This is a genomic window from Novosphingobium sp. BL-S-20, from assembly GCF_055521635.1.
In genome coordinates this window covers 211,502-237,128 of the sequence record NZ_CM145494.1, presented here as the reverse complement: position 1 = coordinate 237,128, position 25,627 = coordinate 211,502, and the positions used below count along the sequence as shown (strand labels likewise).

General features: G+C 66.7%; 26 protein-coding genes and 1 tRNA gene. 7 read left to right on the top strand and 20 right to left on the bottom strand.

From position 1 onward, the window contains the following. Window positions 1-421: 421 nt before the first annotated feature. Both ACZ1II_RS08805 and ispG read right to left on the bottom strand, forming a co-directional pair. Complete coding sequence (locus ACZ1II_RS08805; protein ID WP_465146084.1) at window positions 422-1,150, bottom strand: hypothetical protein; 729 nt, start codon at window positions 1,148-1,150, stop codon at window positions 422-424. Window positions 1,151-1,160: 10 nt separating this feature from the next. Then, complete coding sequence (gene ispG, locus ACZ1II_RS08800; protein WP_465146083.1) at window positions 1,161-2,288, bottom strand: flavodoxin-dependent (E)-4-hydroxy-3-methylbut-2-enyl-diphosphate synthase; 1,128 nt, start codon at window positions 2,286-2,288, stop codon at window positions 1,161-1,163. 167 nt (window positions 2,289-2,455) lie between these two features. Between ispG and ACZ1II_RS08795 the strand changes: the two genes are divergently transcribed. Continuing rightward, on the top strand, window positions 2,456-3,550 hold the full coding sequence (locus tag ACZ1II_RS08795) for a S41 family peptidase (RefSeq protein WP_465146082.1): 1,095 nt from the start codon (window positions 2,456-2,458) through the stop codon (window positions 3,548-3,550). A 10-nt stretch (window positions 3,551-3,560) separates the two neighbouring features. Here the strand turns inward: ACZ1II_RS08795 and ACZ1II_RS08790 are convergent, their stop codons facing one another. The 9 genes from ACZ1II_RS08790 to ACZ1II_RS08750 form a co-directional block, all read right to left on the bottom strand. Then, window positions 3,561-4,076 (bottom strand): N-acetyltransferase family protein, encoded by a 516-nt coding sequence (locus ACZ1II_RS08790; protein WP_465146081.1) that lies wholly within the window; start codon window positions 4,074-4,076, stop codon window positions 3,561-3,563. Next, window positions 4,076-4,543 (bottom strand): GNAT family N-acetyltransferase, encoded by a 468-nt coding sequence (locus tag ACZ1II_RS08785; protein ID WP_465146080.1) that lies wholly within the window; start codon window positions 4,541-4,543, stop codon window positions 4,076-4,078. The genes ACZ1II_RS08790 and ACZ1II_RS08785 overlap by 1 nt, the downstream gene beginning before the upstream one ends. Then, window positions 4,543-5,472 carry an RDD family protein gene (locus tag ACZ1II_RS08780; RefSeq protein WP_465146079.1) on the bottom strand — a complete coding sequence of 310 codons (930 nt, stop codon included), beginning with the start codon at window positions 5,470-5,472 and terminating at the stop codon, window positions 4,543-4,545. The genes ACZ1II_RS08785 and ACZ1II_RS08780 overlap by 1 nt, the downstream gene beginning before the upstream one ends. After that, complete coding sequence (locus tag ACZ1II_RS08775; RefSeq protein ID WP_465146078.1) at window positions 5,469-6,530, bottom strand: stage II sporulation protein M; 1,062 nt, start codon at window positions 6,528-6,530, stop codon at window positions 5,469-5,471. The genes ACZ1II_RS08780 and ACZ1II_RS08775 overlap by 4 nt, the downstream gene beginning before the upstream one ends. Continuing rightward, the gene (locus ACZ1II_RS08770) at window positions 6,527-7,855 is read right to left on the bottom strand and encodes a DUF58 domain-containing protein (protein ID WP_465146077.1); all 1,329 of its coding nucleotides are present in this window, start codon (window positions 7,853-7,855) and stop codon (window positions 6,527-6,529) included. Before ACZ1II_RS08770 ends, ACZ1II_RS08775 begins: the two co-directional genes overlap by 4 nt. Window positions 7,856-7,860: 5 nt before the next feature. Beyond that, on the bottom strand, window positions 7,861-8,847 hold the full coding sequence (locus ACZ1II_RS08765) for an AAA family ATPase (protein ID WP_465146076.1): 987 nt from the start codon (window positions 8,845-8,847) through the stop codon (window positions 7,861-7,863). Then, complete coding sequence (locus ACZ1II_RS08760; RefSeq protein ID WP_465146075.1) at window positions 8,844-10,115, bottom strand: DUF4350 domain-containing protein; 1,272 nt, start codon at window positions 10,113-10,115, stop codon at window positions 8,844-8,846. The genes ACZ1II_RS08765 and ACZ1II_RS08760 overlap by 4 nt, the downstream gene beginning before the upstream one ends. 41 nt (window positions 10,116-10,156) lie before the next feature. Next, on the bottom strand, window positions 10,157-10,819 hold the full coding sequence (locus tag ACZ1II_RS08755; RefSeq protein ID WP_465146074.1) for a hypothetical protein: 663 nt from the start codon (window positions 10,817-10,819) through the stop codon (window positions 10,157-10,159). A gap of 79 nt (window positions 10,820-10,898) precedes the next feature. After that, window positions 10,899-11,792, bottom strand: a complete 894-nt coding sequence (locus ACZ1II_RS08750; RefSeq protein ID WP_465146073.1) for a prephenate dehydratase — start codon at window positions 11,790-11,792, stop codon at window positions 10,899-10,901. Between the two features lie 136 nt (window positions 11,793-11,928). Here ACZ1II_RS08750 and ACZ1II_RS08745 point away from each other — a divergent pair, with 136 nt between their 5' ends. Next, on the top strand, window positions 11,929-12,537 hold the full coding sequence (locus ACZ1II_RS08745; protein WP_465146072.1) for a c-type cytochrome: 609 nt from the start codon (window positions 11,929-11,931) through the stop codon (window positions 12,535-12,537). 95 nt (window positions 12,538-12,632) lie between these two features. Here ACZ1II_RS08745 and ACZ1II_RS08740 read toward each other — a convergent pair whose 3' ends face one another. Together ACZ1II_RS08740 and ACZ1II_RS08735 are read right to left on the bottom strand one after the other, a co-directional pair. After that, window positions 12,633-13,310, bottom strand: a complete 678-nt coding sequence (locus ACZ1II_RS08740) for an RlmE family RNA methyltransferase (protein ID WP_465146071.1) — start codon at window positions 13,308-13,310, stop codon at window positions 12,633-12,635. Further along, a complete protein-coding gene (locus ACZ1II_RS08735; RefSeq protein WP_465146070.1) occupies window positions 13,307-14,764 on the bottom strand; it encodes a Ppx/GppA phosphatase family protein in 1,458 nt (485 codons plus the stop codon). Before ACZ1II_RS08735 ends, ACZ1II_RS08740 begins: the two co-directional genes overlap by 4 nt. Window positions 14,765-14,914: 150 nt before the next feature. Between ACZ1II_RS08735 and ACZ1II_RS08730 the strand changes: the two genes are divergently transcribed. Further along, window positions 14,915-14,988 (top strand) — tRNA-Gln (locus ACZ1II_RS08730). A gap of 356 nt (window positions 14,989-15,344) precedes the next feature. Here the strand turns inward: ACZ1II_RS08730 and hemN are convergent. Further along, window positions 15,345-16,658: an oxygen-independent coproporphyrinogen III oxidase gene (gene hemN, locus ACZ1II_RS08725; RefSeq protein WP_465146069.1), complete on the bottom strand. Its 1,314-nt coding sequence runs from the start codon at window positions 16,656-16,658 to the stop codon at window positions 15,345-15,347. A 201-nt stretch (window positions 16,659-16,859) separates the two neighbouring features. On the opposite strand from hemN, the gene ACZ1II_RS08720 reads away from it, so the two are divergent. Further along, complete coding sequence (locus ACZ1II_RS08720; protein ID WP_465146068.1) at window positions 16,860-17,570, top strand: OmpW/AlkL family protein; 711 nt, start codon at window positions 16,860-16,862, stop codon at window positions 17,568-17,570. Window positions 17,571-17,737: 167 nt separating this feature from the next. Here ACZ1II_RS08720 and ACZ1II_RS08715 read toward each other — a convergent pair whose 3' ends face one another. After that, the gene (locus ACZ1II_RS08715) at window positions 17,738-18,439 is read right to left on the bottom strand and encodes a Crp/Fnr family transcriptional regulator (RefSeq protein WP_465146067.1); all 702 of its coding nucleotides are present in this window, start codon (window positions 18,437-18,439) and stop codon (window positions 17,738-17,740) included. A gap of 40 nt (window positions 18,440-18,479) precedes the next feature. Further along, entirely contained in the window at window positions 18,480-19,535 is a 1,056-nt protein-coding gene (locus ACZ1II_RS08710) for a S66 peptidase family protein (RefSeq protein ID WP_465146066.1), read from the bottom strand. Between the two features lie 256 nt (window positions 19,536-19,791). Here ACZ1II_RS08710 and ACZ1II_RS08705 point away from each other — a divergent pair, with 256 nt between their 5' ends. Further along, entirely contained in the window at window positions 19,792-20,667 is an 876-nt protein-coding gene (locus tag ACZ1II_RS08705; protein WP_465146065.1) for an LOG family protein, read from the top strand. A gap of 158 nt (window positions 20,668-20,825) precedes the next feature. Here the strand turns inward: ACZ1II_RS08705 and thiD are convergent, their stop codons facing one another. The 4 genes from thiD to ACZ1II_RS08685 all read right to left on the bottom strand — a co-directional run bounded on the left by thiD (window position 20,826) and on the right by ACZ1II_RS08685 (window position 24,311). Continuing rightward, window positions 20,826-21,575, bottom strand: a complete 750-nt coding sequence (gene thiD / locus ACZ1II_RS08700) for a bifunctional hydroxymethylpyrimidine kinase/phosphomethylpyrimidine kinase (protein ID WP_465146064.1) — start codon at window positions 21,573-21,575, stop codon at window positions 20,826-20,828. Window positions 21,576-21,812: 237 nt separating this feature from the next. Next, window positions 21,813-22,040: a DUF1272 domain-containing protein gene (locus tag ACZ1II_RS08695; protein WP_086492625.1), complete on the bottom strand. Its 228-nt coding sequence runs from the start codon at window positions 22,038-22,040 to the stop codon at window positions 21,813-21,815. Further along, window positions 22,040-23,380, bottom strand: a complete 1,341-nt coding sequence (gene glmM, locus ACZ1II_RS08690) for a phosphoglucosamine mutase (protein ID WP_465146063.1) — start codon at window positions 23,378-23,380, stop codon at window positions 22,040-22,042. Before glmM ends, ACZ1II_RS08695 begins: the two co-directional genes overlap by 1 nt. A gap of 322 nt (window positions 23,381-23,702) precedes the next feature. Beyond that, entirely contained in the window at window positions 23,703-24,311 is a 609-nt protein-coding gene (locus ACZ1II_RS08685; protein ID WP_021232991.1) for an HNH endonuclease, read from the bottom strand. Between the two features lie 240 nt (window positions 24,312-24,551). On the opposite strand from ACZ1II_RS08685, the gene gluQRS reads away from it, so the two are divergent. Continuing rightward, entirely contained in the window at window positions 24,552-25,397 is an 846-nt protein-coding gene (gene gluQRS / locus ACZ1II_RS08680; RefSeq protein WP_465146062.1) for a tRNA glutamyl-Q(34) synthetase GluQRS, read from the top strand. Beyond that, complete coding sequence (locus ACZ1II_RS08675) at window positions 25,394-25,627, top strand: HIG1 domain-containing protein (RefSeq protein ID WP_147216325.1); 234 nt, start codon at window positions 25,394-25,396, stop codon at window positions 25,625-25,627. Before gluQRS ends, ACZ1II_RS08675 begins: the two co-directional genes overlap by 4 nt.

The window sequence follows — 25,627 nt, the reverse complement described above, 5'->3', positions numbered from 1 at the left end:
TGACAGGCACACGAAAGGCCCCGCCGGAGCGATCCGGCGGGGCCTTTTGCTTTGTGCTTCGATCGGCGACTTACGGTGCTCGACCGGCGACATGGCCTGCCCGCGCTGCCACGGGCATAGAAGCATCACCTTCCGTTCTTCCCGCAAGGCTGGTTTTCAGATGGGCAACCCCGAGTCCAAGTTCGTACCGGCCGCGATGGCCTCCGTCATCGCCATGGCTGCGTTCGCAGTCTGGTCCAGCCTTGCGGGGCTCGGCGGGTTCGTCTGAAGGTTTAGCGGAAAGTGAAAGCAGGGGAGCATAGCCCCCCTGCACCCCCATCACTGTCTACCTTGCGCCCTGCCCTATGTCGCGGTGCACGCCTTGCAGAGGGCGATGGAATGGCTGCGCCGCTTCGCTACGCTCGCGGGTGACGAATTGGGATCAGGCTCCTGGCAGGCGCCTGCCGCGATAGCCGTAATAGAGCCCGGTCCCCACCAGCGTCGCGATCAGGCCGACCAACAGCGCATCCCAAGTCATCAAACCCCAAACCACCGCCAAGGGCTTGCCCAGCGCGATGACATGGTTCCAGTGATGGACTTGCTGAAGCACGGCAAAGACCGGCCCGGTAAAGAGCACCATGCGCAGAGCCCGGCCCCAGCCGTTCCGATAGGCATCCTTCAAGCCGCTGGTTCGGTCTCCCAGCAGACCACCGATCATCAGCACCATACCCGGCAGGCTGACGAGGAAAAGCAAGGCCGAAAGCGCGAACTGCCCGGCAGGCAGCAAGCGAAAGTCGAAGAGACCGGGGATCGAGCACAGCACCTGCACGAGGAAGCCGAGCAGCACCTGCTTCCAGCCGATCCCGGCAAGGCTCCAGAACCGCGCGCCTTCCGCACGGTTGCCCCAGAAGCGCGCGGCGAGCAGGATCGAGAGCACCAACCCCGCCACCTTGATCGAACCCAGCGACATCCGCGCCGGAGCTGAACCGAAGGCGGCAAAGGTATCGTGACTCGCGAACATGCCGAGACGGATCTCGACGACATGCTGCGCGAACTCCGGCAGCACCGCGAGCGCGGGAACGATCGGCGCCAGCTTCCACAGCATGACGCCGTCACGCAGCGAAGCGAGGAAAGCCCGTGCCTCCCCGCCAATTCGCTGGCTTAAATTCATTCGGCCGGAGTCATTCGGCTGCTTGGGCCTGCGCCTCGTTCGCCGCTTCGATCTCGGCGGCCTTGGCCTCTACCAGCTTGACGATGTGGTCGAGCATGTCCTCGGACTGGACGACATGGTCGGTCACGCCCGAGAGGTAGACCATGTGCTTGCCGTTACCGCCGCCGGTCAGGCCGATGTCGGTTTCGCGCGCCTCGCCGGGGCCGTTGACGACGCAGCCGAGCACCGAGAGCGAAAGCGGGGTCTTGATGTGCTGGAGCCGCTCTTCCAGCGCCTCGACCGTGCGGATCACGTCGAAACCCTGGCGGGCGCAGGAGGGGCACGAGACCACGCGGACGCCGCGGGTGCGCAGGCCCAGGGCCTTGAGCATCTCGAAACCGACGCGCACTTCCTCTTCCGGCTCGGCCGAGAGCGAGACGCGCAGGGTGTCGCCGATGCCCGACCAGAGCAGCATGCCCATGCCGATCGAGGACTTCACGGTGCCGCCGATCAGACCGCCCGCCTCGGTGATGCCGAGGTGCAGCGGGCAGTCCACCGCCTCTGCCAGCCCCTGATAGGCGGCGACGGCGAGGAACACGTCGCTGGCCTTCACCGCCACCTTGTATTCGTGGAAGTCGTGGTCCTGGAGCAGCTTGATGTGATCCATCGCCGATTCGACCAGCGCTTCGGGGCACGGCTCGCCGTACTTTTCCAGCAGGTCCCTTTCGAGGCTGCCGGCATTGACGCCGATACGGATCGCGCAGCCATTGGCCTTGGCGGCGCGGACGACTTCGGCAACGCGGTCGTCGGAGCCGATATTGCCGGGATTGATGCGCAGGCAGGCGGCACCGGCATCGGCGGCCTCAAGCGCGCGCTTGTAGTGGAAATGGATGTCAGCGATCAGCGGCACGCGGGCGGCGCGCACGATTTCCTTCATCGCCGCCGTGCTCTCCACATCGGGGCAGGAGACGCGGATCAGGTCGGCCCCGGCATCCTCGCAGCGGCGGATCTGGTCGATCGTCGCCTTGGCGTCGGACGTGAGGGTGTTGGTCATGGTCTGCACCGTGATCGGGGCATCGCCGCCGACGGGCACATTGCCGACCATGATCTGGCGGCTCTTGCGGCGCTCGATATCGCGCCAGGGACGTACGGATGACATGCCGCCCCTATAGGCCTTTGCGGTGACGGTTTGAAGCACGATTGCGCGTGAAGCGCATCAGCCTTTCGGCTTTCGACGAAGGCACGAAACACCCCGGCGGGCGCATTTGCGGTTTTGCAGGCAATTCAGTCATTCTGGCGCGCAGAGAAGACATCCGAAAGTCCGCCATGAAGAGCATCCTGCTGAGCCTGTCCCTCGCCTCCGCCATCCCTGCCGGAACCGCTCTGGCCGCACCGCCAGCCGCCCCGCCGCCCTGCCCCGCCGCGACGCCGGACGGCAACGATGCCGCCGCCTGCAAGCTCGCGGACCTGCTGGAACGCATGTTCATCACGCCCGAACAAGGCGCCCGCTATGCCAAAAGCCTGCGCGCGGCGGTCGGCGCCGGGCGCTACACCCGGCTATCGAAGGACGACGCCGCCAAGGCGATGACGTTCGACCTTCAGGCCACTGCGCCGGACGGCCATCTGCATGTCTGGGCCGCCGAACCGGCCACCCCGGTTTCGGGGGCGGCCACGCCAGCGCCTGTTCGCGCGCCGATTCCGATGTTCGAGCAACCCGGCTGGATCGCACCGGGCGTGGCCTATATCCGCATCAACGAATTCCCGCACGACCCACAAGTGACCGAGGCGATCGCCGCCTTCATGCGCGACCATGCCTCCGCCCGTGCGCTGATCTTCGACTTGCGCACCCATCACGGCGGCGGACTGGAGCAGATAGACGTGATCCTGCCCTGGCTCTTCGCGGCGCCGACCCGCCTCGTCACCATGGAAACCACCCGCGCCGCTGAGGAAGAGGAAGGCGGTCCGCCGCCCGAACTCGCCTCGCTGCGCGAAGTGCCCGACCCGCTCATGGCGCGCCGCGAGCACTGGGTCACGCCCGGCGGCGACACCCGCCTGCGCGAGGCCAAAGTCTACCTGCTCACCGGCCCCCGCACCGCGTCGGCCGCCGAGCATTTCGCCCTTGCGATGAAGGCCACCCACCGCGCGACGCTGGTGGGAGAGCCTACCGCCGGAGCCAATCACTTCGGCGGTCAGGTCGACCTGCCTGGCGGGCTGGCGGTGTTCCTGCCGGTCGGGCGCACGTACGATCCGGCCACCGGCAAGGACTGGGAGGGCGACGGCGTGGCGCCGGATGTGGCCGTGCCCAAAGAGCAGGCGCTGGAATGGGCGCTGACCGACCTCAGCCTGCCTGCCGCCGAAGCCAAGGCACTATCGGACACGCACAAGCCCACACTGCCGATGGAGCGCCGTGAGCGGCGCTAGAGGGCACCCGTCACATCATGCGGGCGTAGAGAAACTCGTCATCCCGCTGGTCGCCGACCATGAAATAGATATCCGCGACTTTGCCGAAACCATAGCGCGCATAGAACTTCTGCGCGCCATCGTTGCCGCTCCACACGGAAAGCTGCATCTCGTCGGCAGCCTGTTCGCGGGCGATCTCCATCGCCCGGTCCATCAGCGCCGAGCCGATCCCGCGCCCGGTGGTTTCCGGATCGGTATAGAGCTGCTTGAGTTCGATCACTGCCTGCCCCCGCGCATGCTCCGGCCAGCCGCAGGCCAGCACGAGCTTGCAAAAGCCCAGCAGCCTGCCCTCCTCGTCCTCCGCGAGCAGCACCCGCATGGAGGGATCGGCGATCTCCTTGGCCGCCTTCGCCTCGCCATGCGATTCCGCGAGGAAATTGCTCAGGTCCTCCGGCGTATACATGTAGCCGAACTTGGCGACGAAACTGCGGGTGCCGAGATCGGCCAGCGCGGCGGCATCGGCGGGGGCGGCGAAACGCAGGTTCATCACAGGTCCTTGGTCATGCACATCGAGAAGGGATCGTGCGCGTAGCTGCCGAAAGGCGGGCATTCCACGAAGCCCTGCGCGCGGTAGAGGCCGTGGGCGGCGTGAAACGGCTCAGGCCGCCCGGTTTCGAGGCTGACGCGGGCATAGCCGCGCGCGCGGGCTTCCTCGATCAGGCGCAGCAGGATCGCCTTGCCCACGCCCCTGCCGCGATAGTCGGGCGCGGCGCGCATCGACTTGAGCTCGCCGTGTGCGTCATCCAGGTGCTTGATCGCCCCGCAACCGACGACGCGCTCACCGTCCCAGGCCGAGAAGAACGTCACGTCCGGCTGTCGCAAGCGCTCGGCGGGCATCGCGTGGACGCTCTCGGGCGGCGACCACTGGTGCATCTCGTCGAGATGGAACTGAAGCAGGTCGAGCACCCGGCGATCGGTCAGATCGTCCTCGACGATCGTAAAGCTGAGGGTCATCACGGGGTCCCGGAAAACTTGTCGGCCTTGCGGCGGCCCATGCGCATGCCCGCTTCCAGCCGCGCGCGCAATTGGGTGTAGTAGTCTTCGAGGAAGGCGCGCTCGTCGTTCCAGCCGTCAGTGCGGCCGATCTTGTGGGCGATGGTCTGGTAGACGCTCTCCAGCGACTGCGCGCGGTCGTCGCGCAGCACCCGTTCGAGCGCCTGCAATTCGTATTCGCCGTAGACCGCCAGTTCGGCTTCCTCGAAGCGGTAGCCGCGCCGCGCGGGCGCTTCGGCGTGGTGCCCGGCGCCGGGTTCCGGCGTCCGCTCGCGGCTGACCGATAGCGCGGCTTCCAGCTTGCGGCGCGGGCGCTCCACCACCCAGGTCCCGGCGATCACGTCGCCCGCGCGCAGAGCGTCGCGGTTGAACAGCGGGAACAGCAGGAAGATCGCGAACCAGCCCGCCGCCGCCAGCCAGCCCATGCCGCTTTCGACGCCCGCCTGCATGATGAAGATCAGCGGCAGGAACAGCTCGACATCGCGCAGCAGGTTGCGCGCGATCACCATCTCGGCGGTGAGGCGGCCGCCGTCGCGCGCGGCGATGCGGATGCCGGATATCCGCTTGCCCGGCGTCGCGCCGCGCGGGCCGAGTTCGAAGAACAGGAAATAGGCGTTCCGGAACAGGAACATGATGACGATCCAGACGATCACCAGGAATTGCAGGGCATGGCCGAGCGCGTTCTTCTGGCCGATCTGGTGCTCGAAGGCCGCCACGCCCCCCGCCATCAGGATCAGCGCCATCGTGGTCAGCCCGATCAACAGCGATATGAACGTGAGGTCGAGCAGCAGCGCGCCGAGGCGCGAGCCCCGGCTGCCGACGGTGACGGGCACCGAAATACCCTCTGGCGTCGTCAGCACGCGGTCGCGCGAGCGATGGCGCCGTCTCATGCCGCCCTCACTTTGCCGAGATTCCCGCGAAAGGCGAAGAAATAGACGCACCACAGCGAGAGCATGAAGCCGCCGATGACGAAGCGCCCGAACGTCTGGTCCACCATCTGGCGCGCGAAGCCTTCGAGCAGCGCGGCGACGATCAGCATCAGCACTACGCCGGTCATCACCAGCGCCGAACGGCGGCCCGCTTCCGACGCGGCCTGAAGGATCGGCCGATTGCCCGGAAAGGCCAAAGCCCTGCCGATATGCAGTCCCGCACCCCCGGCGAGCAGGATCGCGAAAAGCTCGGTCGTGCCGTGGACCGCCAGCCAGCCCGCCAAATCGACGAGCAGCCCGGCGCCGCTGTAGAGCCAGAGCATCGCCCCCAGCGAAGCCATGTTCTGGACCAGCAGCATCAGCGAAGGCAGTCCGAACGCGAAACCGAGCGCGAAGGCGAGGATCGAGACTTGCGCGTTGTTGCTGAACAGCTGGGCCGCGAAGACGCTCATGCCGGGCTGGTTCGAATCCCCGAACAGCGTGCCCCGCAAGGCCTGCGGTGTCGCGCCGGGAACCCGACTGCCCGCCATGTCCCCGCCGACCAGCGCGTGATACCAGTTCACGTCGTGCGCCACGAGCAGCCAGCCCACCGCTACGCCCGCGACCATGACCGCCAGTGCCACCGTCAGATCGATCCAGATCGCCCGGACCGCCGCGCTCCAGCCGCCGCCGAGGAAGCCCCGCAGCCAGTCCCACAGCGACGTGCGCGGGCCATAGACGACGAACCAGGCCCGCTGCACCAGCACTTCGAGATAGGCCAGCGTCGCCGCATCGAGCGAGGTCTCGCGGGCGATCGACAGGCTGGAAGCCACCGTGCGGTAGAGGCCGGGCAGCGCCAGCAGGTCCTCGTCGGACAGGCGGCGCAACCGGCCTTTCTCCATGCGGGTAACGATCGCCTCCAGCCGCTGCCAATCGGCCTCGCGCTCTAGGCGGAAGCGGTCTGAGCGCAGCGCGGCGCTCTCGATGGCGGCGACGGCATCGGGCAATCCGGATTTGGAAAACAGGCCGGCGACGTTCATCCGATCGCTCCCGATCGCTTGATTTCGAGGTAGGCGTCGATCAGGCGGGTGCCAATCGTGTGATAGGGTGCCTCCACCACGTCGACGCCGAGCTGTTGCAGCTTCTTCGTCACCAGCGCGCGCTGGCGCAGCAGGGTGTCGGCGGAGACCGCCATCGACAGGGTTTCGAGATCGTCCGGCGCGGCGCCGGAGATCGCCTCCAGCTCGTCGTCGGCCATCGTCACGAACAGCACGACATGGCGGGAGACCAGTCGGCCGATCGATTCGATCATCAGTTGCGCGCTGGTGGGATCGGTGAAGTCTGAGAACACCACGATCAGCGAGCGGCGCTGGAGTCGCGCCGCCAGAGTCGCCAGTGCGAGCGTGAAGTTCGGCTCCTCCGAGCGGTATTCCAGCCCCGCCGCCGCGCGTTGCAGGCGGAAGAAATCGCGCGAGGCGGTAACGAAGGGCGTCGTCACTTCAGGCCTTGCCGCGAAGCCGAACAGCGAGACCCGGTCCCCGCCCTTCAGCGCGACATAGCTGGTCGCCAGCGCCGCGGAAACCGCGCGGTCGAGCCGGGGCATGCCCTGAATCGGCTCGCACATGGTCTGGCCGCAATCGAAGGCGAAGACGATCTGGTTGTTGCGCTCGGTCTCGTATTCCTTGGCATAGAGATGGACGTGGCGGGCCGAGCTTTTCCAGTCGATGCGGCGGCGGTCCATGCCCGGCTGGTACTCGGCCAGCGATTCGAACTGGGTGCCCTCACCCCGGATGCGGCGGGCGATCAGGCCGAACTGCGCATCCTTGAGGAACGTCTGCAAGGCGGGCGAGCGCACCGCGGCGATATTCGGCCAGACCCGCACCTCCTTGCCGAGATCGCCGCGGAACTGCCGCGCGCCAAGGCCCAGCGGCCCGGTCCAGCGCAGCCAGGTGCCCGCGATCCGCCCGGTGCCGCGCCGCGAGGCCCGCAGAGTCAGCGATCCGCGCCAGCCCTTGTCGCGTAGCGCCAGCGGCAGACTCGCGCGGCCGCCCGGCGCCAGGCGCGGATCGCATTCCAGCGCCAGTTCGACGCGCGAGGCGCGCGTGCCCGAGAGATCGAGCGCAGCGGTCACTTCGAACGGCGCCCCCACTTCGACATCGCCCGGCACCGCGACATTGAGATCGCCCAGCCGCCCCGCCAGCAGCGCATCGACGACGATCAGCGCCAGCACCAGCAGCCCGAAGACCGGCGCCGCGATCCAGGCCTCGGGCCGGGTCGCGCCGATCACCAGCGCGACCGGCGCGGCCAGCGCCAGCAGCCCGGCCGCGCGCGCGGTGGGAACCAGAGGGGCGGAGCGCAGGCTCATGACGTTTATCTGGGCGCCTCGGTCTGCTCGACGAGCTGGGCCACCAGCGCCTCTACCTGCTTGCCCTCGATCTCGGCGGCGGGGCTGAGCAGCAGGCGGTGGCGCAGCACCGATCCGGCCAGCGCCTTCACATCGTCCGGCACCACATAGTCGCGGCCTTCCAGCGCGGCGCGGGCGCGGGCGGCACCGGCCAGCAGTACCGCCGCGCGCGGGCTGGCGCCGCTGGCAAGGTCCGGACTCTCGCGGGTGGCGCGCACGAGGCGCACCACGTAGTCGGTCACGCTTTCCGCCAGCGTCACTTGCGCGACGCTGCGGGCGGCGGCCTCGATCACGGCATGGCTCGCCACGGCTTCCACGCCGCAGTCCGCCGGGCTGGGTGCGCCGCGATTCTCGCCGAAGCGGGCAACGATGCGCAGTTCCTCCTCGAAGCTGGGGTAATGCACGTCCACCTTGAACAGGAAGCGGTCGAGCTGCGCTTCCGGCAGCGGATAGACGCCCTGGCTCTCGATCGGGTTCTGCGTCGCCACCACCATGAACTGCGGCGGCAGCGGATGGGCGGTGCCGTCCAGCGTGACGCGGCGCTCCTGCATGGCTTCGAGCAAGGCGGCCTGGGTCTTGGGCGGGGTGCGGTTGATTTCGTCGGCCAGCAGCAGGTCGCAGAATATCGGACCGTGAGTGAGGGTGAACTGGCTGGTCTGGAAGTTGAACAGGTTCGACCCGAGAATATCGCCCGGCATCAGGTCAGGCGTGAACTGGATACGGCCGAAGTCCAGCCCCAGCGTCGCCGCGAAGCACTGCGCAAGGAACGTCTTGGCGGTGCCCGGAGGCCCTTCGAGCAGCACATGCCCGCGCGCCAGCAGGGCGATCAGCAGGTGCTCCACGGTCTCGTTCTGGCCGACCACCGCCTTGGCGATCTCAGCGCGGATGCTTTCGGCAAAAGTGGCGACCGATGCCAGATCGACAGCAAAGTCGGGGGTTGGAACATCGTTCATCGGGTCAGCATCCTTTCGAGCGCGTGAAGATCGCGCGCAGCCTTGACGAGGTCATGCGGTCGCCGCGCCCGCCGGAGGCGCGCGGCAATCGCGGAAAAAGGTTCGGCATCGGCCTTACGCGAGGCGAGCGCGCGGTCGATCGCGGCATCGGCTTCTTCGGGCGGCAGCGTGCGCGGCAGGGCGAGGGCATGGACCAGCCGGTCGCGGGCATGGTCGGCATAAGGCCCGCCGATCAGGTGGAGGCGGCGCGAGCGGCGCACCAGCCCGGCGGCATTGGCGACCAGCGCGCGCTTGCCGAAAGCGATGGCCCGCTCGGCGGCCAGCGGCGGCCCGAAGCGCAGGAACGCGCGCCATCCCAAGACCAGCGCGGCCAGCAGCAGGCAGAGCGTGGCGGCGAGGAACGGCGGCGTAAAGGCCAGGGTCAGCAGGTTCTGCGCGCGGCCGAAGCCGTTCATCGTGAGGTCGAAAGTGATCGATTCGCCGGGTTTATCCTCGAGCGCGACGACCAGCGCATCGAGCAACTGAGCGGAGCGGCGGTCCGCCATGCCCCAATTGTCGAACAGGTCGGGTTCGAAGACCACCACCAGCGGATAGAGCCCCTCGTACTCCGGATCGCGCCTTATATGTCCGAAGACGGGGTAGAAGCCGCCGTCATCGATGAGAGCCGCCAGAATCCGCCCATCCTGTTCCGTTACGACGGGATCGAGAGTGTCACCCTTGGCCGATTGCAGGAACTTGCGGCTGGGCAAAGTCCCGCCGAGGTCGAAGCCCTGCCAGTGCGCGGGCTGGCCATTGGCATCGACATCGCCCTGAACCAGCGTCACATCGTCGAGAAAGCCCTTCCACTGGAACGGGTAAGTCCCCTCGACATTGACCCAGCCGGACTTCGCGCCCTTCTGTTCGCTGTTCGTCGGAATCGCCAGCCACTTGGGCGAAATCACCAAGGTCGGCCCGATATAGCGCCGCGCCGAGACGATCTTCTCGATATCCTTGCCGTCGGCCCCGGCAGGCGGGGTCAGCACCAACAGGCCGGGCTTGTCGAGCAACCCGGCATTGCGTGCGCGGACGACCGGGTGGCCGCGCTTTTCGAGATAGGCGGCCATGGCGGCATAGCCGTTGAGCCCGCGCCCCTCGGCATGGGCCTGCCCATCATTGGTCGAACCGAAGCCGGTCCCGGTGCCGATCATCCACAGCAGCGCCACGAACAGCGCCGAACCTATCAGCACCAGCGCCAGTACCGCCCAGCGCGAGAAGGGATTGGCGCCCACGGCGACGCCTCCCGGATTCATACCTGTCGGATTCGCGCCGCTCATGCGCGCAGCTCGATGCGGGCGAAGCGTGCATAGGCCTCGCGCGCGACGGCCCAGTCTCCGGAGTCGAGATCGCGCAGGGCGAAGCGGCTGCGTTCGACGCGGGTGGCGATCGTCGCGAAAGCCTCACGCCCGCTGTCCGGCAGCATCGGCAGAACGGAAATCTCGCGCGCGGTGCTCGCGGGGTGGAGCCAGTCCGGACGGGCATCGCGAATCTGCCCGACACTGCGGCGCAGCAGGAGATGGGTCGCCTCGGCGAAGCGGCCTTCGCGGGCGAGGCGGTCGGCATCCTCCAAGAGGGCCAGCGCCTCCGCCTCGGCGGGGACCCAGTGTTCCGCTTCTTCCGTCTCCGCGCGATTGCGCAGGGCCGCGATCATCGGGCCAAAGATTCGCCACAGCACGAAAAGCACGAGAAGGATCGCCAGCGCGATCAGCACATTCGAGAAAATCGGCCAGGACATGCCGAGCAGCCGCCCGATCGGCGCGAAGATCGCCTCCAGCAGGCGGCCCAGCGCCTGGAGCCATTCGGGCGCCTCGGTGTGAACCGGCTTTACCGGCGCGAGCGGCGCGTACTGGATATCCGTCGCCCCCCGCACTGCTTGCCAATCGCGCACGGCTTCCCAGTCGCTCGCAGCACTTCGGGTTGCGGCCGCACCCGCCATGTCACCCCCTTCAGCCATATCGGGGGGATGATTGGCATGGGGGAGTCAGCAGCGCAACCCGTTGTGGAACAGGGATGACTTATCCGCGCGAACGGGCCTGCCGGTACGTGCCGAGCGGGCGCACGTACTTGCAATGGAAGGCCAATTCCTGAAGCGCCATATCGATCCGCGCTTCACCCGGGGCGCCCTCGATATCGGCATAGAACGTCGTCGCCGCGAAGCTGGCGCCAATCTGGTAGCTCTCCAGCTTGGTCATGTTGACGCCGTTGGTCGCGAAGCCGCCGAGCGCCTTGTAGAGCGCGGCGGGGATGTTCTTCACCTCGAAGATGAAAGTCGTCACCGCCTTCTCGCCCTGGAGCGCGAAAGGATCGAGCGGCTCGCGCGAGAGCACCACGAAACGGGTGGTATTGTCCGCCGCGTCCTCGACGTTTTCCTCGATGATCTTGAGCCCATAGAGTTCGGCGGCGAGCTTCGGCGCGATCGCGCAGGCTTCGGGATCGTTCTGCTCGCGCACGAAGGCGGCGGCACCGGCGGTATCGGCATAGGCCATCGGCACGATGCCCCGCGCGCGCAGGTAATGACGCGACTGGCCGAGCGCCTGCGGATGGCTGTAGGCAGCCGAGAACGGTCCCTCACCAAGCGCCATCAGCGCATGCTCGATGCCCATGAAGTGCTCGCCGACGATCGACAGCCCGCTTTCCGGCAGCAGGAAGTGGATGTCCGCCACGCGGCCGTGCTGGGAGTTCTCGATCGGGATGATCGCCCGGTCGGCGCGCCCGTCCTTCACCGCATCCAGCGCGTCCTCGAACGAAAAGCACGGCAGCGGCAGGCAGTCGGGATCGTGTTCCAGCGCCGCGCGGTGCGAGTTGCATCCGGGAGCGCCCTGAAAGGCAGCAGCGCGCGAGGGATCGGCAGCGGCGGCCTCCGTCATGCGGGCCACCAGGTCGAGAGCGGGTTCGGGATAGGAATGCATAGCGCCCGCGCGTTAGGCCGCAAAGGCGATGTCCGCAATGGCTCTTGCACTAACTTGCTGGCAACTCTAGACCCTGACCCCAAAGAGGATGATAAAAAACTCCGCCCGTAGGGCTAAGGGGCAAGGGCAAACAGGAATGGATGATCGTTTCAACACCATTGCCGGCTGGGCGCTGTTCGCTGGTATCGTCGGTCTTGGTCTGACCACCGTAAGCTCTCATTACTTCAAGGCCGACAAGCCGCACCGCCCCGAGAAGATGGGTTACGCCATCGAAGGCGTGGAGCAGGAAAGCGAAGCGGGCGGAGACGTGCCGATCGCCACCCTGCTTGCCAGCGCCGATCCGGCGAAGGGTCAGGCCACTTTCGCCAAGTGTGCCTCGTGCCACACGGTCAACCAGGGCGGCGCCAACGGCATCGGCCCCAACCTTCACGGCGTCGTCGGCGAGAGCATCGGTCAGGGCGTGGGCGGCTTCGCCTTCTCCGACGCGCTCAAGAAAGTCGGCGGCAAGTGGGACTTCGACAAGCTGAACGACTGGCTGAAGAACCCCAAAGCCTTCGCCCCCGGCACCAAGATGACCTTCGCCGGCCTCTCCAAGGGCGAGGATCGCGCCAATGTGATCGCCTACCTGAACCAGCAGGGTTCGAACCTGCCGCTGCCCGCCGCTCCCGCGGCCGGTTCGGCTCCGGCTGCCGAAGCTGCTGCCGCTCCGACCGCAGATGCGAGCGAAGCTCCCGCAGCGCAGTAAGAGAATCCGGCCTGACCCTGCAGAAAGCCAGGCCCGAAAGAAAAACGGTCCGCAAGGCAGATGCCCTGCGGACCGTTTTTCCTTGGTCGGTCGGTTTATTCGGCTTCGCCCACCGGCCCCTTGAAGCCCTTGGCAATCACATACCATTCCGACGAACCCTTGCGGCTCGCCGGGGGCTTGGCATGCTTGACGCTGGTGAAGCGCTTCTTGAGGATGCCGAGCAGTTCGGTATCGGTGCCGCCCGCGAAGACCTTGGCCACGAAAGTGCCGCCCGGCGCGAGATACTGGATCGCGAAGTCGGCCGCCGTCTCCACCAGGCCCATCGTGCGCAAGTGGTCCGTCTGCTTGTGGCCCACGGTATTGGCGGCCATGTCCGACAGCACGAGGTCCGGCGCGCCGTCCAGCGCACCTTCCAGCGCGGCGGGGGCTTCGTCGGCCATGAAGTCCATCTCGAAGATGGTCACGCCCTCGATCGGGTCAGTGGGCAGCAGGTCGATGCCCACGACTTTGGCCTTGGGCGCCTTGAGGCGCAGCACCTGGCTCCAGCCGCCCGGCGCGATGCCGAGGTCGACGGCGCGGGTCACGCCCTTGAACAGGTCGAACTTCTCGTCCAGCTCGATCAGCTTGTAGGCCGCGCGGCTGCGATAGCCGTCGGCCTTGGCTTGCTTGACGTAAGGGTCGTTGATCTGGCGGGTCAGCCAGCGCGCCGAACTGGTCGTGCGCTTCTTGCCAGTGCGAAGCCGCTCGTTGGGGTCGCGTCCGGAACGGCTCATGGCCGGTTCTCCAATTGATGGTGTTGTCCGGCCAAAGCCGGATTTCGGCCGCCGGTAAAGGGCCTGGTGCTGGAATGCGAAGCGATGAGGCTGCGTAGGATGCCTTCGCGAATGCCGCGATCCGCCACCCCGAGACGCGCGGCGGGCCAGAGGTCGAGAATCGATTCGAGAATCGCACAGCCCGCCACGACCAGGTCGGCCCGCTCGCGCCCGATGCAGTTCACCTCGCGCCGCTCCTCGATCGACATAGAGGACAGCCGCGAACTGATGCCGCGCATCGATTCGGCGGGAACGATCAAACCATCCACCATGCGCCGGTCGTACTGCGGCAGTTCCAGGTGAAGGCTGGCCAGCGTCGTCACCGTGCCGCTGGTGCCGAGCAGGCGCAGCGGGCCAGTCTGCCCTCCGCTCTGCCCCCCGCTCTCCCGCGCCGGAGCGACGCGCTTGGCGAAGTCGGCGAAACTGTCGGACACGAGGCCGTGCATGATCCGGTAGCGTTCGAGACGCTCCTCCAGCGTATTGCCCTCGGGACCGCAGCTCTCGGTGAGCGAGACGACGCCCCAGGGCACCGATTGCCAGTCGAGGATGCGCGGCACGGTATCGGTGCTCTCGATCAGGACGAGTTCGGTGGAACCACCGCCGATGTCGAAGATCATCGCCGGACCGCCACCTTCCTCCAACAGGACGTGGCAGCCGAGCACGGCCAGCCGCGCTTCCTCGCGGGCGCTGATGATGTCGAGCGCGATGCCGGTTTCCTCGCGCACGCGCTCGATGAATTCCGGCCCGTTCTCGGCGCGGCGGCAGGCCTCGGTCGCCACCGAGCGGGCGAGGTAGACGTTCCGGCGCATCAGCTTGTCGGCACAGACCCGCAGCGCGGCCAGGGTGCGCTCCATCGCCGCATCGGACAGGCGGCCGGACTGGGCCAACCCCTCACCCAGCCGCACGACGCGGCTGAAGGCGTCGATCACCGTGAAGTTCTCGCCCGAAGGCCGCGCGATCAGCAGGCGGCAGTTGTTGGTGCCGAGATCGATCGCAGCATAGGACTGCCGGTACGGTGGCCGCGACAACAGACCGCCAGCCGCTTCGCCCCCTGCGAGAGGAACGAGACGCGATACGGAAACCTTATCGGCAAGCACCTCGGCCTGCGGCGACGCAGCAACTTTACCGGAAGTTGCCGCACGGCTTCGCTTGGCCTGCCGGGGCGGTGCCTTGCGGGGCTTTTTCTGACGCGGTCTGCCCGGTCGCGATGGCGACTGACGGGGTGACGACGGCGCGTCGGAATTCTTCTCTTCGCGCGGCGCTCCGCCTGCCTCGGCGGCGCTGCCCGATGGACGCGCCTTCGCCTTGGCCGTGTCGGGTCCGGACGAGCGTGACTTGCCCCTCCTCGCCTTGCGCCGTCTTCCTGGACGGCCCGACACTTCGACTCTTGCTGCCGGCGGATCATGCTCCGCCATGGTAGTAAATCTCGTTCAAAAAATATGTCTACCGCCATTCCTGGCGGATACCTGAGGCGATGCTACCGCTCCCCGCGCCATGGAGCAACCCTGACTGCAAAAAGGGTGCTTGACGCGAATCAGAAGCCCTACTAGAGGGGCGCCTCCCAATGCCCCGTCGTCTAATGGTAAGACTACGGATTCTGATTCCGTCTATCGAGGTTCGAATCCTCGCGGGGCATCCAATTCTCCCTAAATCGCTGAAAATTGCGCCTTTCCGGCGAAGCGGCTGGTTCGCTCCGGTCTGCCTTGCGCTCGTGCGCGGTTTGTCCGGCTTTTCGCGAATCACCCCTTACAGGCGAATCACGCCGCGAATCGGCTGTGCAGGGATTCCCGTCATCGCCTTGCGCGAATCGACAGCCCGAAAGCAGGGCGCAAAGAAAAATGGGCGACCCGTCAGGGCCGCCCGAAGTTTGGGAGAAGCGGCTACACCGCCCGCAAGGTTCGCCTTGGCGGTGCAGAACCGACGCCCCCCTCATCGCAGCCGGAGCGAGACCCGGCATTGATCGCGATCAAGGGAATGGCTTGAAAATCGCACCCCTCACACTGCCGAACTGAAGCGCCGCAGCGAATCCTTGCGATAGGGATCGAAGCGCGCCGCGATCGAGCGCGCGTAAGGCAGGCCACCGGGGAGGATCACCAGATCCTCGCCGTCACTGTAGCACAGGCCCGCATCGAAATAGGGCAGCAGCAGCGGCCAGGCCTCGTATTGCAGGTCGGGCGCGATTCGCGCCCTGCCCCGGCACAGCAGCGCCTCGATCACCGCGCCGCGCCGCCGGTCCTCGGGCTGGCGCCGGATGCCGCGATTGGCCGTCAGCCAGTCCTGCGAAAGCATCATGCGGTAGCGGCCGGTGTTCTTCTCGTTCTGGACGAGCAGATCGGGAAAGCCGCTGATCGAGGAGGCACCCAGCCCCAGCAGCACCGGCGCCGCATCCTCGGTGAAGCCCTGGAAATTGCGGCGCAGGCGGCCCGACAGCGTGGCCTGCGCCAGGGCATCGCCGGGCCGGGCGAAGTGATCGAAGCCGATCGGCACATAGCCCGCATCGACCAACAGGGCATGACCATGCGCCGCCATCGCGAATCGCTCGGCGGCATCGGGCAGGGCATGGGCATCGATCTTGCGCTGGCGCGGGATCAGATGGGGGACGTGGGCATAGCCGAACAGCGCGATGCGGTCCGCCCCCAGCGCGACCGTGCGCGCCAGCGAATCGTCGAGATCGGCCATCGTCTGTCCGGGCAGGCCGTACATCAGGTCGAAGTTCAGCGAATCGACGCCTGCCCCGCGCAGCATCGCCGTCGTTTCCTCGATCATCCGGGCGGGCTGGACGCGGCCGATCGCCTGCTGGAGCGAGGGCGCGAAAGTCTGGACGCCGAGGCTGGCGCGGGTGATCCCCACCGCGCCGATCACCGCCGCCCAATCGCTGCCCATCGTGCGCGGGTCGAGTTCGATCGAGAGCACCGGGCTGGAGGCGGGAAACTGCAGCGCCAGCGCATCGACCAGCCGCACGAAGTCGACCGCCGGAATGCCGTTCGGACTGCCGCCGCCGAATGCGATCCGCGTGACCCTGCTCCCGCGCGGCAGGCGCTCGGCGACGAGGCCGATCTCGCGGTGGAGCGCGTCGAGATAGCCGGAAACCCGGCTCGTGCGGTTGGCGACGCCGGTGTTGCAGCCGCAGTACCAGCAGATCTTCTCGCAGAACGGGATGTGCACATAGAGAGAGACATCACCGCTCGCCTGCTCCAGCGCCTCGATGAAAGCCGGGGCGCCGACGGTCTCGTCGAACTCCACCGCCGTGGGAAAGCTGGTGTAGCGGGGCACGGGCACCGCGAGCAGATCGGGATGATAGGTCCACATGGCTGGCAGGAATCACGCATTGTCCACGCGGCGTCATTGCGCCGGATCAAATGGCGATCAACTGACGAAAAACCGCAGAGATTCGCCGATTTTTGCGCGCGATCAATTCCTTGGCGCCGCCTTGGGACCAAAGCGGCGCTGCTGCCGCTCAAGAGGGGGGACCCGCACGGTGCGGCCCCGGCGGCGCAGGAAAGACCGAACATGCGCAAGATGACCATGCTCGCGGCCACCGCTCTGGTTGCCAGTGCCGCCACCGCTCTCGCCGCCCCGGCCATGGCCGGAAGCTCGGATGGCAAGTGGCAGGTCAAGGTCCTCGGCACCGCGGTGCTGCCCGACGGCAAGATCGACAAGATCAAGTCGATCGACACCGACACCACGCTGGGCGGTACCCTGGCGACGCTCGACACGGTGGGCACCAAGGCGAACGATAACGTGGTGCCGACGCTGGCGGTGGAATACTTCTTCACCAAGGCTTTCTCGGTCGAGACGATCTGCTGCTTTACCCAGCACCATGTGAACGGGACCGGCGACATCGCGGGTGCGGGCCTTGTCGATCACGTGCTGATCCTGCCCGCCACGGTGACGGCCAAGGCGCATCTCGATATTGGCACGCCGTTCAAGCCCTATGTCGGCGCCGGTCCTGCCTGGTTCTTCGTGTTCGACGAGAAGCCCGGCGAGACCGCCCGCGCGCTCGGCGTGGACAAAGTGAAAATGTCGAACAAGCTGGGCTTCGCGCTTCAGGGCGGTGTGGACATCGCCATCAACGACAAGGGCCTCGGCCTCTCGCTCGATGCCAAGAAGTACTGGGTGAAACCGACTGCCTCGTTCTACGAGGATGGCGATCTGGCGCTGAAGACCCGCCACGATCTCGATCCCTGGGTGCTGAGCGCGGGTGTGTCCTACCGCTTCTGACGGGCACCTGAGACAGCATCCCTGACACACCAAAACCCGTCGTCCCCGCGTAGGCGGGGACCCCGCTTTCTTCTGCATCCTCGCGCCAGGCCGCAAGAACAAGCGGGGCCCCCGCCTGCGCGGGGGCGACGAAGTGTTTTTGGAACGGGTGTTTGAGGTAATCCCTCTCAGCCCGCCTCAGCGACCAGCGCCGGGTGATCGAGGATCGTCACGTCCCGCCGCGAGGGCAGGTCGATCACGCGGTCGTTCTTGAGCCGGGTGAACTGGCGGCTGACCGTCTCGATGGTCAGGCCCAGCACATCGGCGATCTGCTGGCGCGAAAACGGCAGGGTGATGCGGCGCGGGCCAGCATCCTCGAAATTCCATGCACAGCCCGGCGGCTGGAGCCGCTCCTCCATTTCGAGCAGGAAGCTGGCCAGCTTCTCCGAAGCCGACTTGCGGCCCAGCAGCAGCATCCAGCGGCGCGTGCGGTCGAGTTCGGCCAGCGTGCGCTCCAGCAGCTTGTGCTCCAGCGCCGGATGTTCGCGCGCAAAGGCGTCGAAATCGCGGCGGGAGAAGACGCAGACCGTGGCCTCGGTCAGCGCGGTGGCACCGTGGCCGGTGGTGCCGCCGAAGGGCCGCCCGATAAAGTCCGACGGATAGACCACGCCGACGATCTGCTCGCGCCCGTCCTCGGTATTGGTCGATAGCTTGAGCACGCCGTCGATCACATTGGCGACGAGGACCGAATCCTCACCCTCCCAGATCAGCGATTCGCCGGGCTGGATCGTGCGGGTGCGCCCGATCGCGTTGAGCGCCTCCAGCTCTTTCGCATCGAGGGATGAACAGATCGCCCGGTTCCGAACGACGCACAGGTCACAGTTCGCCATAGTCCTCCCGCGATAACAGCCGCTTCCCCGTGGCTCAAGGTCAGCTTACCGCCGGTTCCAGCAGGCGCATGGTGCCGGCATCAGCGTCGATCTCCACCGGCAGGCCTACGGGCACGCTCAGCTGCGCGGCGATATGGCCGATCTGCAGGCCCTGGAAGGCAGGCACCTTGAGCGTGGAGAACTGGCGGTCGAGCACTTCATAGATCGTGAAGTTCGAATAGCCGCCATCGGGATTGCGGCAGCCGGTGCACTGGCCGAAGACGACCCCCGCCACTTTGTCGAACACGCCCGCCAGCGCCAGCTGGGTGAGCATGCGGTCGATCCGGTACTCGGATTCGTTGGTGTCCTCGATGAACAGCACGGCCCCGGTGAAGTCCGGCAGATAGGGGGTCCCGACCAGCCCCGAGAGCACGCTGAGATTGCCGCCCAAGAGCCTCCCCCGCGCCTTCCCGCCCCGGAAAGTGCGCAAGTCCTTGCCGCGCCCGGCGAGATTTGCGCCCGCCCCTTCGGGCACCCGCCAGGTTGGCGTCGCGCCCTCGAAGGCCAGCGCGTGAAACGAATCCCAGGCCGCAGGCGGCCACGAAGCCGAGGCGTTCGGGCCGTGGATGCTCGCCACTCCGGTTCGCGCCGCGAAAGCTAGGTGGAGCGCGGTATTGTCGCTGAACCCCACGAAGAGCTTGGGATTCGCCGCGATCCGATCGAAATCGAGCAGCGGCAGCAGCCGCGCACAGCCCCAGCCGCCCGCCACTGACATGATTCCGCGCACGTTCGAATCGCCAAACATCGCCATGAGATCGCCCGCCCGCACCTTATCCGAACCGGCCATGTAGCCCTCGCGGTCGAGCAGGTGCGCCGCCGGTTTCGGCTCCAGCCCCATGGCCCGGACCGTCGCCATGATAGAGTCCAGCCCGAACCGGTCCCCCACGAAGCGCGCCGGAGCAACAAGGCCCAGCACATCGCCTTCGCGCAGGCGCGGCGGTTTCACCAGCTTCGGCACAGGGGCGGAAAGAGCCGGAATCGCGGGCAGCAGGCTCACCGCCATGGCGGTGCCGACACCCGCCAGAACGGAACGCCGCGTCAGTATCTGTTTCGACATGAAAGAAAGGCTAGGCGAAGGCCGTACTTGCATGCAACCGTAAGGCACTTAGAGTTTGCTTGGAAAATGCCCACTTGGGCATTTTCGTGGCGGCACCGGCCCTCTCCCCCACCCGACCTCCCACAAGTGTATCCTGATGGGAGGTCGGGTGGGGGAAAGGGCCGGTGCCGCCAAAATCCGCCTCTGGCGGATTTTCAAACGGAGTCTTAAATCCTTAGCTCTCGACGCCGCGCCTTTCAGCGGCCATGGAATGCAGATGACCGAACAAGAAGACAAGAAAGTCACCAACCGCCGCTTCTACAAGGCGGAGCAGGAAGCCACCTTCGCCGATGCGCAGGAAGGCACCATCCAGACCCAGAACCCGGCCTACCGCCTCGCCTTCCAGGACACCGAATTCCTGCTGCGCGACGAACTGCGCCCGGTCCGCTTCCAGCTCGAACTGCTCAAGACCGAGATGCTGCTGGAAGAAGCCAATATCGGCTCGACCATGGTGATGTACGGCTCCGCCCGCATCCCCTCGCCCGACCAGTGCGACGAAGTGCTCGCCCGCGCCAAGACGGATCAGGAAAAGAAGGTCGCCGAACGCCTTGTCGCCAAGGCTAAGTACTACGAGGAAGCCCGCAAGCTCGCCCGCCTCGCCAGCCAGTGCTCGGTGGTGGAAAAGGGCATGCGCCAGTTCGTGGTCTGCTCGGGCGGCGGTCCCTCGATCATGGAAGCGGCCAACCGAGGCGCGCGCGAAGTGGGCGCGGAATCGCTGGGCCTCAACATCGTCCTCCCCCACGAGCAGGCGCCCAACCCCTACGTGACGCCGCGCCTCTCGTTCCAGTTCCACTATTTCGCGCTGCGCAAGATGCACTTCCTGCTGCGCGCCCGCGCCGTGGCGGTGTTCCCCGGCGGCTTCGGCACCTTCGACGAGTTCTTCGAACTGCTCACGCTGATCCAGACCGGCAAGATGAAGCCCCTGCCGATCCTGCTCTACGGCAAGGAATTCTGGGAACGCGTCGTGAACTTCGAGGCACTGGCCGAGGAAGGCGTGATCAACGCCGCCGACCTCAAGCTGTTCCACTGGTGCGAAACCGCCGAGGAAGGCTGGAACGTGGTGCAGAAGTTCTACGATCTGGACTGCTGCTGAGGGTTTTGGGGAGCGGGCGCAAGACCGCCTGCTTCCTCCACCGTCATCCTGAACTTGTTTCAGGATCCATTCCGCCGATCAGGCCGATGGTCTCGGCGGCACGATGGATCCTGAAACGAGTTCAGGATGACGTGTGTTTTGGGTGAGGTTTGACCCCTCTACCCCCGGACGTGGTGCCCCAACGGGCCATGCCCCGCGCCAAAGCCCGGCGCATTGAGTAGGGCCGCCCGCACATAGTCGCGCGCACCGACGATCGCCGCTTCCAGCCCGGCGCCCTGCCCCATGAAGGTCGCAATGGCGCTGGAGAACGTGCACCCGGTGCCATGCGTGTGACGCGTCTCGATGCGCGGGGCCGTCCACGACAGCGGCAGTTCGCCCGGACGCAGCAACCTGTCCTCTACGATCGGCCCCTCGGCATCGCCGCCCTTGGCGATATAGGCCACGCCCCGCGCCGCCATCGCCGCGTCCCCGCCCAGCGCCGCCAGTTCCGGCACGTTCGGCGTCGTCAATGTAGCGACGGCCATCAACCGCTCGAACGCCTCGACCGTCGCCGCATCGGCGAGAACCGAGCCGCTGGTGGAGATCATCACCGGATCGAATACCACCGGCACGTCCAGCCCGCTCAGCCGGTCCGCCACGACATGGGCGATCTCCGGACTGCCGAGCATGCCGATCTTCACCGCGTCCACGCCGATATCGCCGACGCAGGCGTCGATCTGCGCCGCCACCATCTCCGGCGAGAGCGCCACCACGTCCGTCACGCCGCAAGTGTTCTGCGCGGTGATCGCGGTGATCGCGGTCATGGCATAGCCGCCCAGCATCACGATGGTCTTGATATCGGCCTGAATACCGGCGCCGCCCGAGCTGTCGGAACCGGCGATGGAGAGGATGCGGGGCGGTGTGATCATGGCGCTCCCTTGCCGGTTGGTGGGGGCGGTGTCGAGAGAAGAGAAAAGGGGAAGTCCTGGGGGATGATCCCCCAGACCCTCGGAATGTCGACCTCGCGCACTACCTGTCCGCAGTGCACTCCCTGCGGCGCAGCCATTAGTCTCCCGACGCAACCATGAGCGCGCAACGGCGTTGGCCCGCGTAACCTAGACGGTAATGGGGGTGCAGGGGGGCTATGCTCCCCTGCTTTTCCTTTTCTACCCCTTGAACCTGCGCTCCTTCGAAGGCGGCGCGGAATCGAAGTGCCGCTTCGCCCGCGTCGGCCGGTCGAGCAGTTCGCCGCCGCAATTGGGGCAAAGCTCATCGAGATCGTCCGCGCATTCCGCGCAGTAGGTGCATTCGAAACTGCAGATGAACGCACCGGGGGCATCGGCGGGAAGGTCGGTGCCGCAGCGTTCGCAGTCGGGGCGCATTTCGAGGGCCATTAGACAGCAGCCTGTTCCACGGCGGCGCAGATCGAGGCCACGGCGGCCTCCACCTGCCCGGCATCGTCGCCTTCCGCCATCACGCGGATCAGCGGCTCGGTGCCCGAGGCGCGGATGACGAGGCGTCCGCTGCCGTTGAGCGCGGCTTCGGCATCGGCGATGGCGGCCTTGACGCCTGCCGCCTCCAGCGGCTTTCCGCCCGAGAAGCGCACGTTGCGCAGCAGTTGCGGCACTGGATCGAAGAGGTGGAGCAGTTCGCTCGCCCGCTTGCCCGACTGGACGAGCGCGGCCAGCACCTGCAGCGCAGCCACGGTGCCGTCTCCGGTCGTCGCGTGGTCGAGCAGGATCATGTGGCCCGACTGCTCGCCGCCGACGTTGAAGCCGCCCGCGCGCATGCGTTCGAGGACGTGGCGGTCGCCCACTTTGGTCCGTTCGAGAGTCAGACCCTGCCCTTGCAGATAGCGTTCGAGGCCGAGGTTCGACATGACCGTGGCCACCACGCCGCCGCCGCGCAGGGCGCCGCGCGCGGCAAGCTGGGTGCCGATCAGCGCCATGATCTGGTCGCCGTCCACGGTCTTGCCCTTCTCGTCCACGACGATCAGGCGGTCGGCATCACCGTCGAGGGCAATGCCGATATCGGCGCCGGAGGAGACCACGGTTTCCTGTAGCAGCTCGACATGGGTGGAGCCGCACTTGGCGTTGATGTTGCGGCCATTGGGCGAAACGCCCACGGCGACGATCTCGGCGCCGAGTTCCCACAAGGCGGAAGGTGCGACCTGATAGGCGGCGCCGTTGGCGCAATCGAGCGCGATCTTGAGGCCGTCGAGGCGCACGGCCTCGGGCAGCGAGCGCTTGACGGCGTGGATGTAGCGTCCGCCCGCGTCGTCGATGCGGCGGGCGCGGCCGATGTCTTCGGAGGCGGCGAGCGGGATGTCCTGCGCCAGCATGGCCTCGATCGCCATCTCGTCCTCGTCGGAGAGCTTGAAGCCGTCGGGGCCGAACAGCTTGATGCCGTTGTCCTCATAGGGGTTGTGGCTGGCCGAGATCATCACACCGACGTCGGCGCGCAGTTCGCGGGTCAGCAGCGCGACCGCCGGGGTCGGCATCGGGCCGAGCAGCACCACGTCCATGCCGACGCTGGTGAAACCCGCGACCATGGCGTTTTCCAGCATGTAGCCCGACAGGCGGGTGTCCTTGCCGATCACCACGCGGTGGCGGTGGGTGCCGCGCAGGAAGCGGGTGCCGGCCGCCTGGCCGACTTTCATGGCGATGGCGGCGGTCATCGCGCCCTGGTTGGTGCGGCCGCGAATGCCGTCGGTACCGAAGAATTGTCTGCTCATGACCTCCCCTTGGAGACTGTCTCGTTAATGCCGGATGACGTCCGCAAGGCCGCTTACGCGGCGCCCTCGCGCGTTCTCTAACCTCGCGGGCGGCAAATTGCCATCGCGGACGGAACCGGATGGGCTCCGGGTTTGTCCTAACCTCACCTCCACCGTCACCCTGAACTCGTTTCAGGGTCCATCTGGCCGAACGCTCGGTCGTCCGATCGGCAAACCGACAGTGCGGTTCGCCATACCACGCTTCCGGCGCCAATTGAGGGATGGATCCTGAAACGAGTTCAGGATGACGTGGTCTCTATACGTCAAGGAAGCGCGCGCCCGATCAGGCTTCCAGTTCGATGTCCCAGTAGAGCCAGTCGCGCCAGGTTTCGTGGAGGTAGTTCGGCGGGAAGGCGCGGCCGCGTTCCTGGAGTTGCCAGCTGGTCGGACGGATCGGCGCCACCAGCGGCGGCATGTTCGCCTGCTTGGGGGTGCGACCGCCCTTCTTGAGGTTGCAGGGGGCGCAGGCGGTGAGGATGTTTTCCCAACTGGTCCTGCCGCCGAGGCGGCGCGGAACGACGTGGTCGAACGTCAGCTGATGGGGAGAGCCGCAGTACTGGCAGCTGAACCGGTCGCGCAGGAAGAGGTTGAAGCGGGTGAAGGCGGGGAATTCGGAAGGCCGGACATATTGCCTGAGCGCAATCACCGAGGGGATCTGCATCGACCAGCTGGGCGAATGGACCACCCGGTCGTAGCTGGAAATGATGTCCACCCTTTCGAGGCAGATCGCCTTTACCGCGGTCTGCCAGGGCCAGAGGCTGAGGGGGTAGTAGGAAAGCGGCGTGTAATCCGCATTGAGCACTAGAGCAGGACAGTCGGAAAGACTTCGGGAGGGGTCATCCTCCGCGCTGCGGAACCGGGCCGCGCGCTCGATCAGCTCCGACTTGAGCATGGCCTCCTGTCGCAGGCCCTGATTGCGGTTTCATGGCAGTGCATGTGTTCTTTGCAGCATCTACGCGAGTCGGCGTCAAGCCGGGATCGGGCTGGCGCCATACAACAATCCACAGGTTGACCACAACGATTCCACAGCCAGCCCACAATTCCTCGACAGCTTCTCCCAATTTTACGCAAGCCTTATCCACAGCCTTATGCCACTTGCCGCCAGCCTCCCTGGGGCTAGGAGCATAAGCCGATGATCCGCACCCGTTTCGCCCCCAGCCCCAACGGCCCGCTCCACCTCGGCCATGCCTATGCGGCCGTGGTCGCGCACGATCTGGCCCGCGCGCGGGGCGGCGAATTCCTGCTGCGGATCGAGGATATCGACGGCGAGCGCAGCCGCGCCGAATTCGTCGAGGAGTTCTTCCTAGACCTCGCATGGCTGGGCCTCTCTTGGGACGGCGAAACCCGGTTCCAATCGCGACGCCTCGCAAGCTACGCCGAAGCGGGCGAACGCCTGAAGGCCGTGGGCCTCCTCTACCCCTGCCGCTGCACCCGCGCCGAAATCGCTGCCGCCGCCACGCAGATGGGACCAGACGGCCCGGTTTATCCCGGCACCTGCCGCCACCGAGAAGTCGATCCGGAAGGCGCCGCATGGCGGCTCGACGTAACCCGAGCACTCGATCTGACCGGCCCGCTCGCATGGACCGACGAACGCGCCGGGCCGCAGCGCGCCGCCCCGGAGATTTTCGGCGACGTGGTGCTGCTCAGAAAGGACCTGCCCGCCAGCTACCACCTCGCCGCGACGCTCGACGACGCGGCGGACGGGATCACCCTCGTCACCCGCGGCATGGACCTGTTTCCCGCCAGCCATGTCCACCGCCTGCTGCAAGCCCTGCTCGGCCTGCCGGTGCCGGTCTGGCACCATCACCCGCTGCTGGTCGAGCCTGACGGGCGCAAGCTGGCCAAGCGGCGCGGATCGCCTTCGCTCGGCGACCGGCGACGGGCGGGCGAGGACGGCAAGGCCATCGTCGAGGCGCTCCGGCAGGCCCGCTTCCCCGCTGGCATTTCGCTTTCGTCGGGCGTAGACCTCTTGGCATGAGCACGCTTCTCATTCCGATCATCATAATCCTGATGATCCTGGTCGTCGTCAGCCTCGTGCGCGGCATCGTGGCCTTCATGCAGGGCGCGAAGGAAGACCTGAACCGCGATCCGGCCTCGACCGAGCCGACCGCCAACCAGCTTCTCCAGAACAAGATGATGTTCAACCGCATCAAGTATCAGGCGGCGGCGGTGATCGTCTGCGCCATCCTGCTGGCGATGGCACGATAA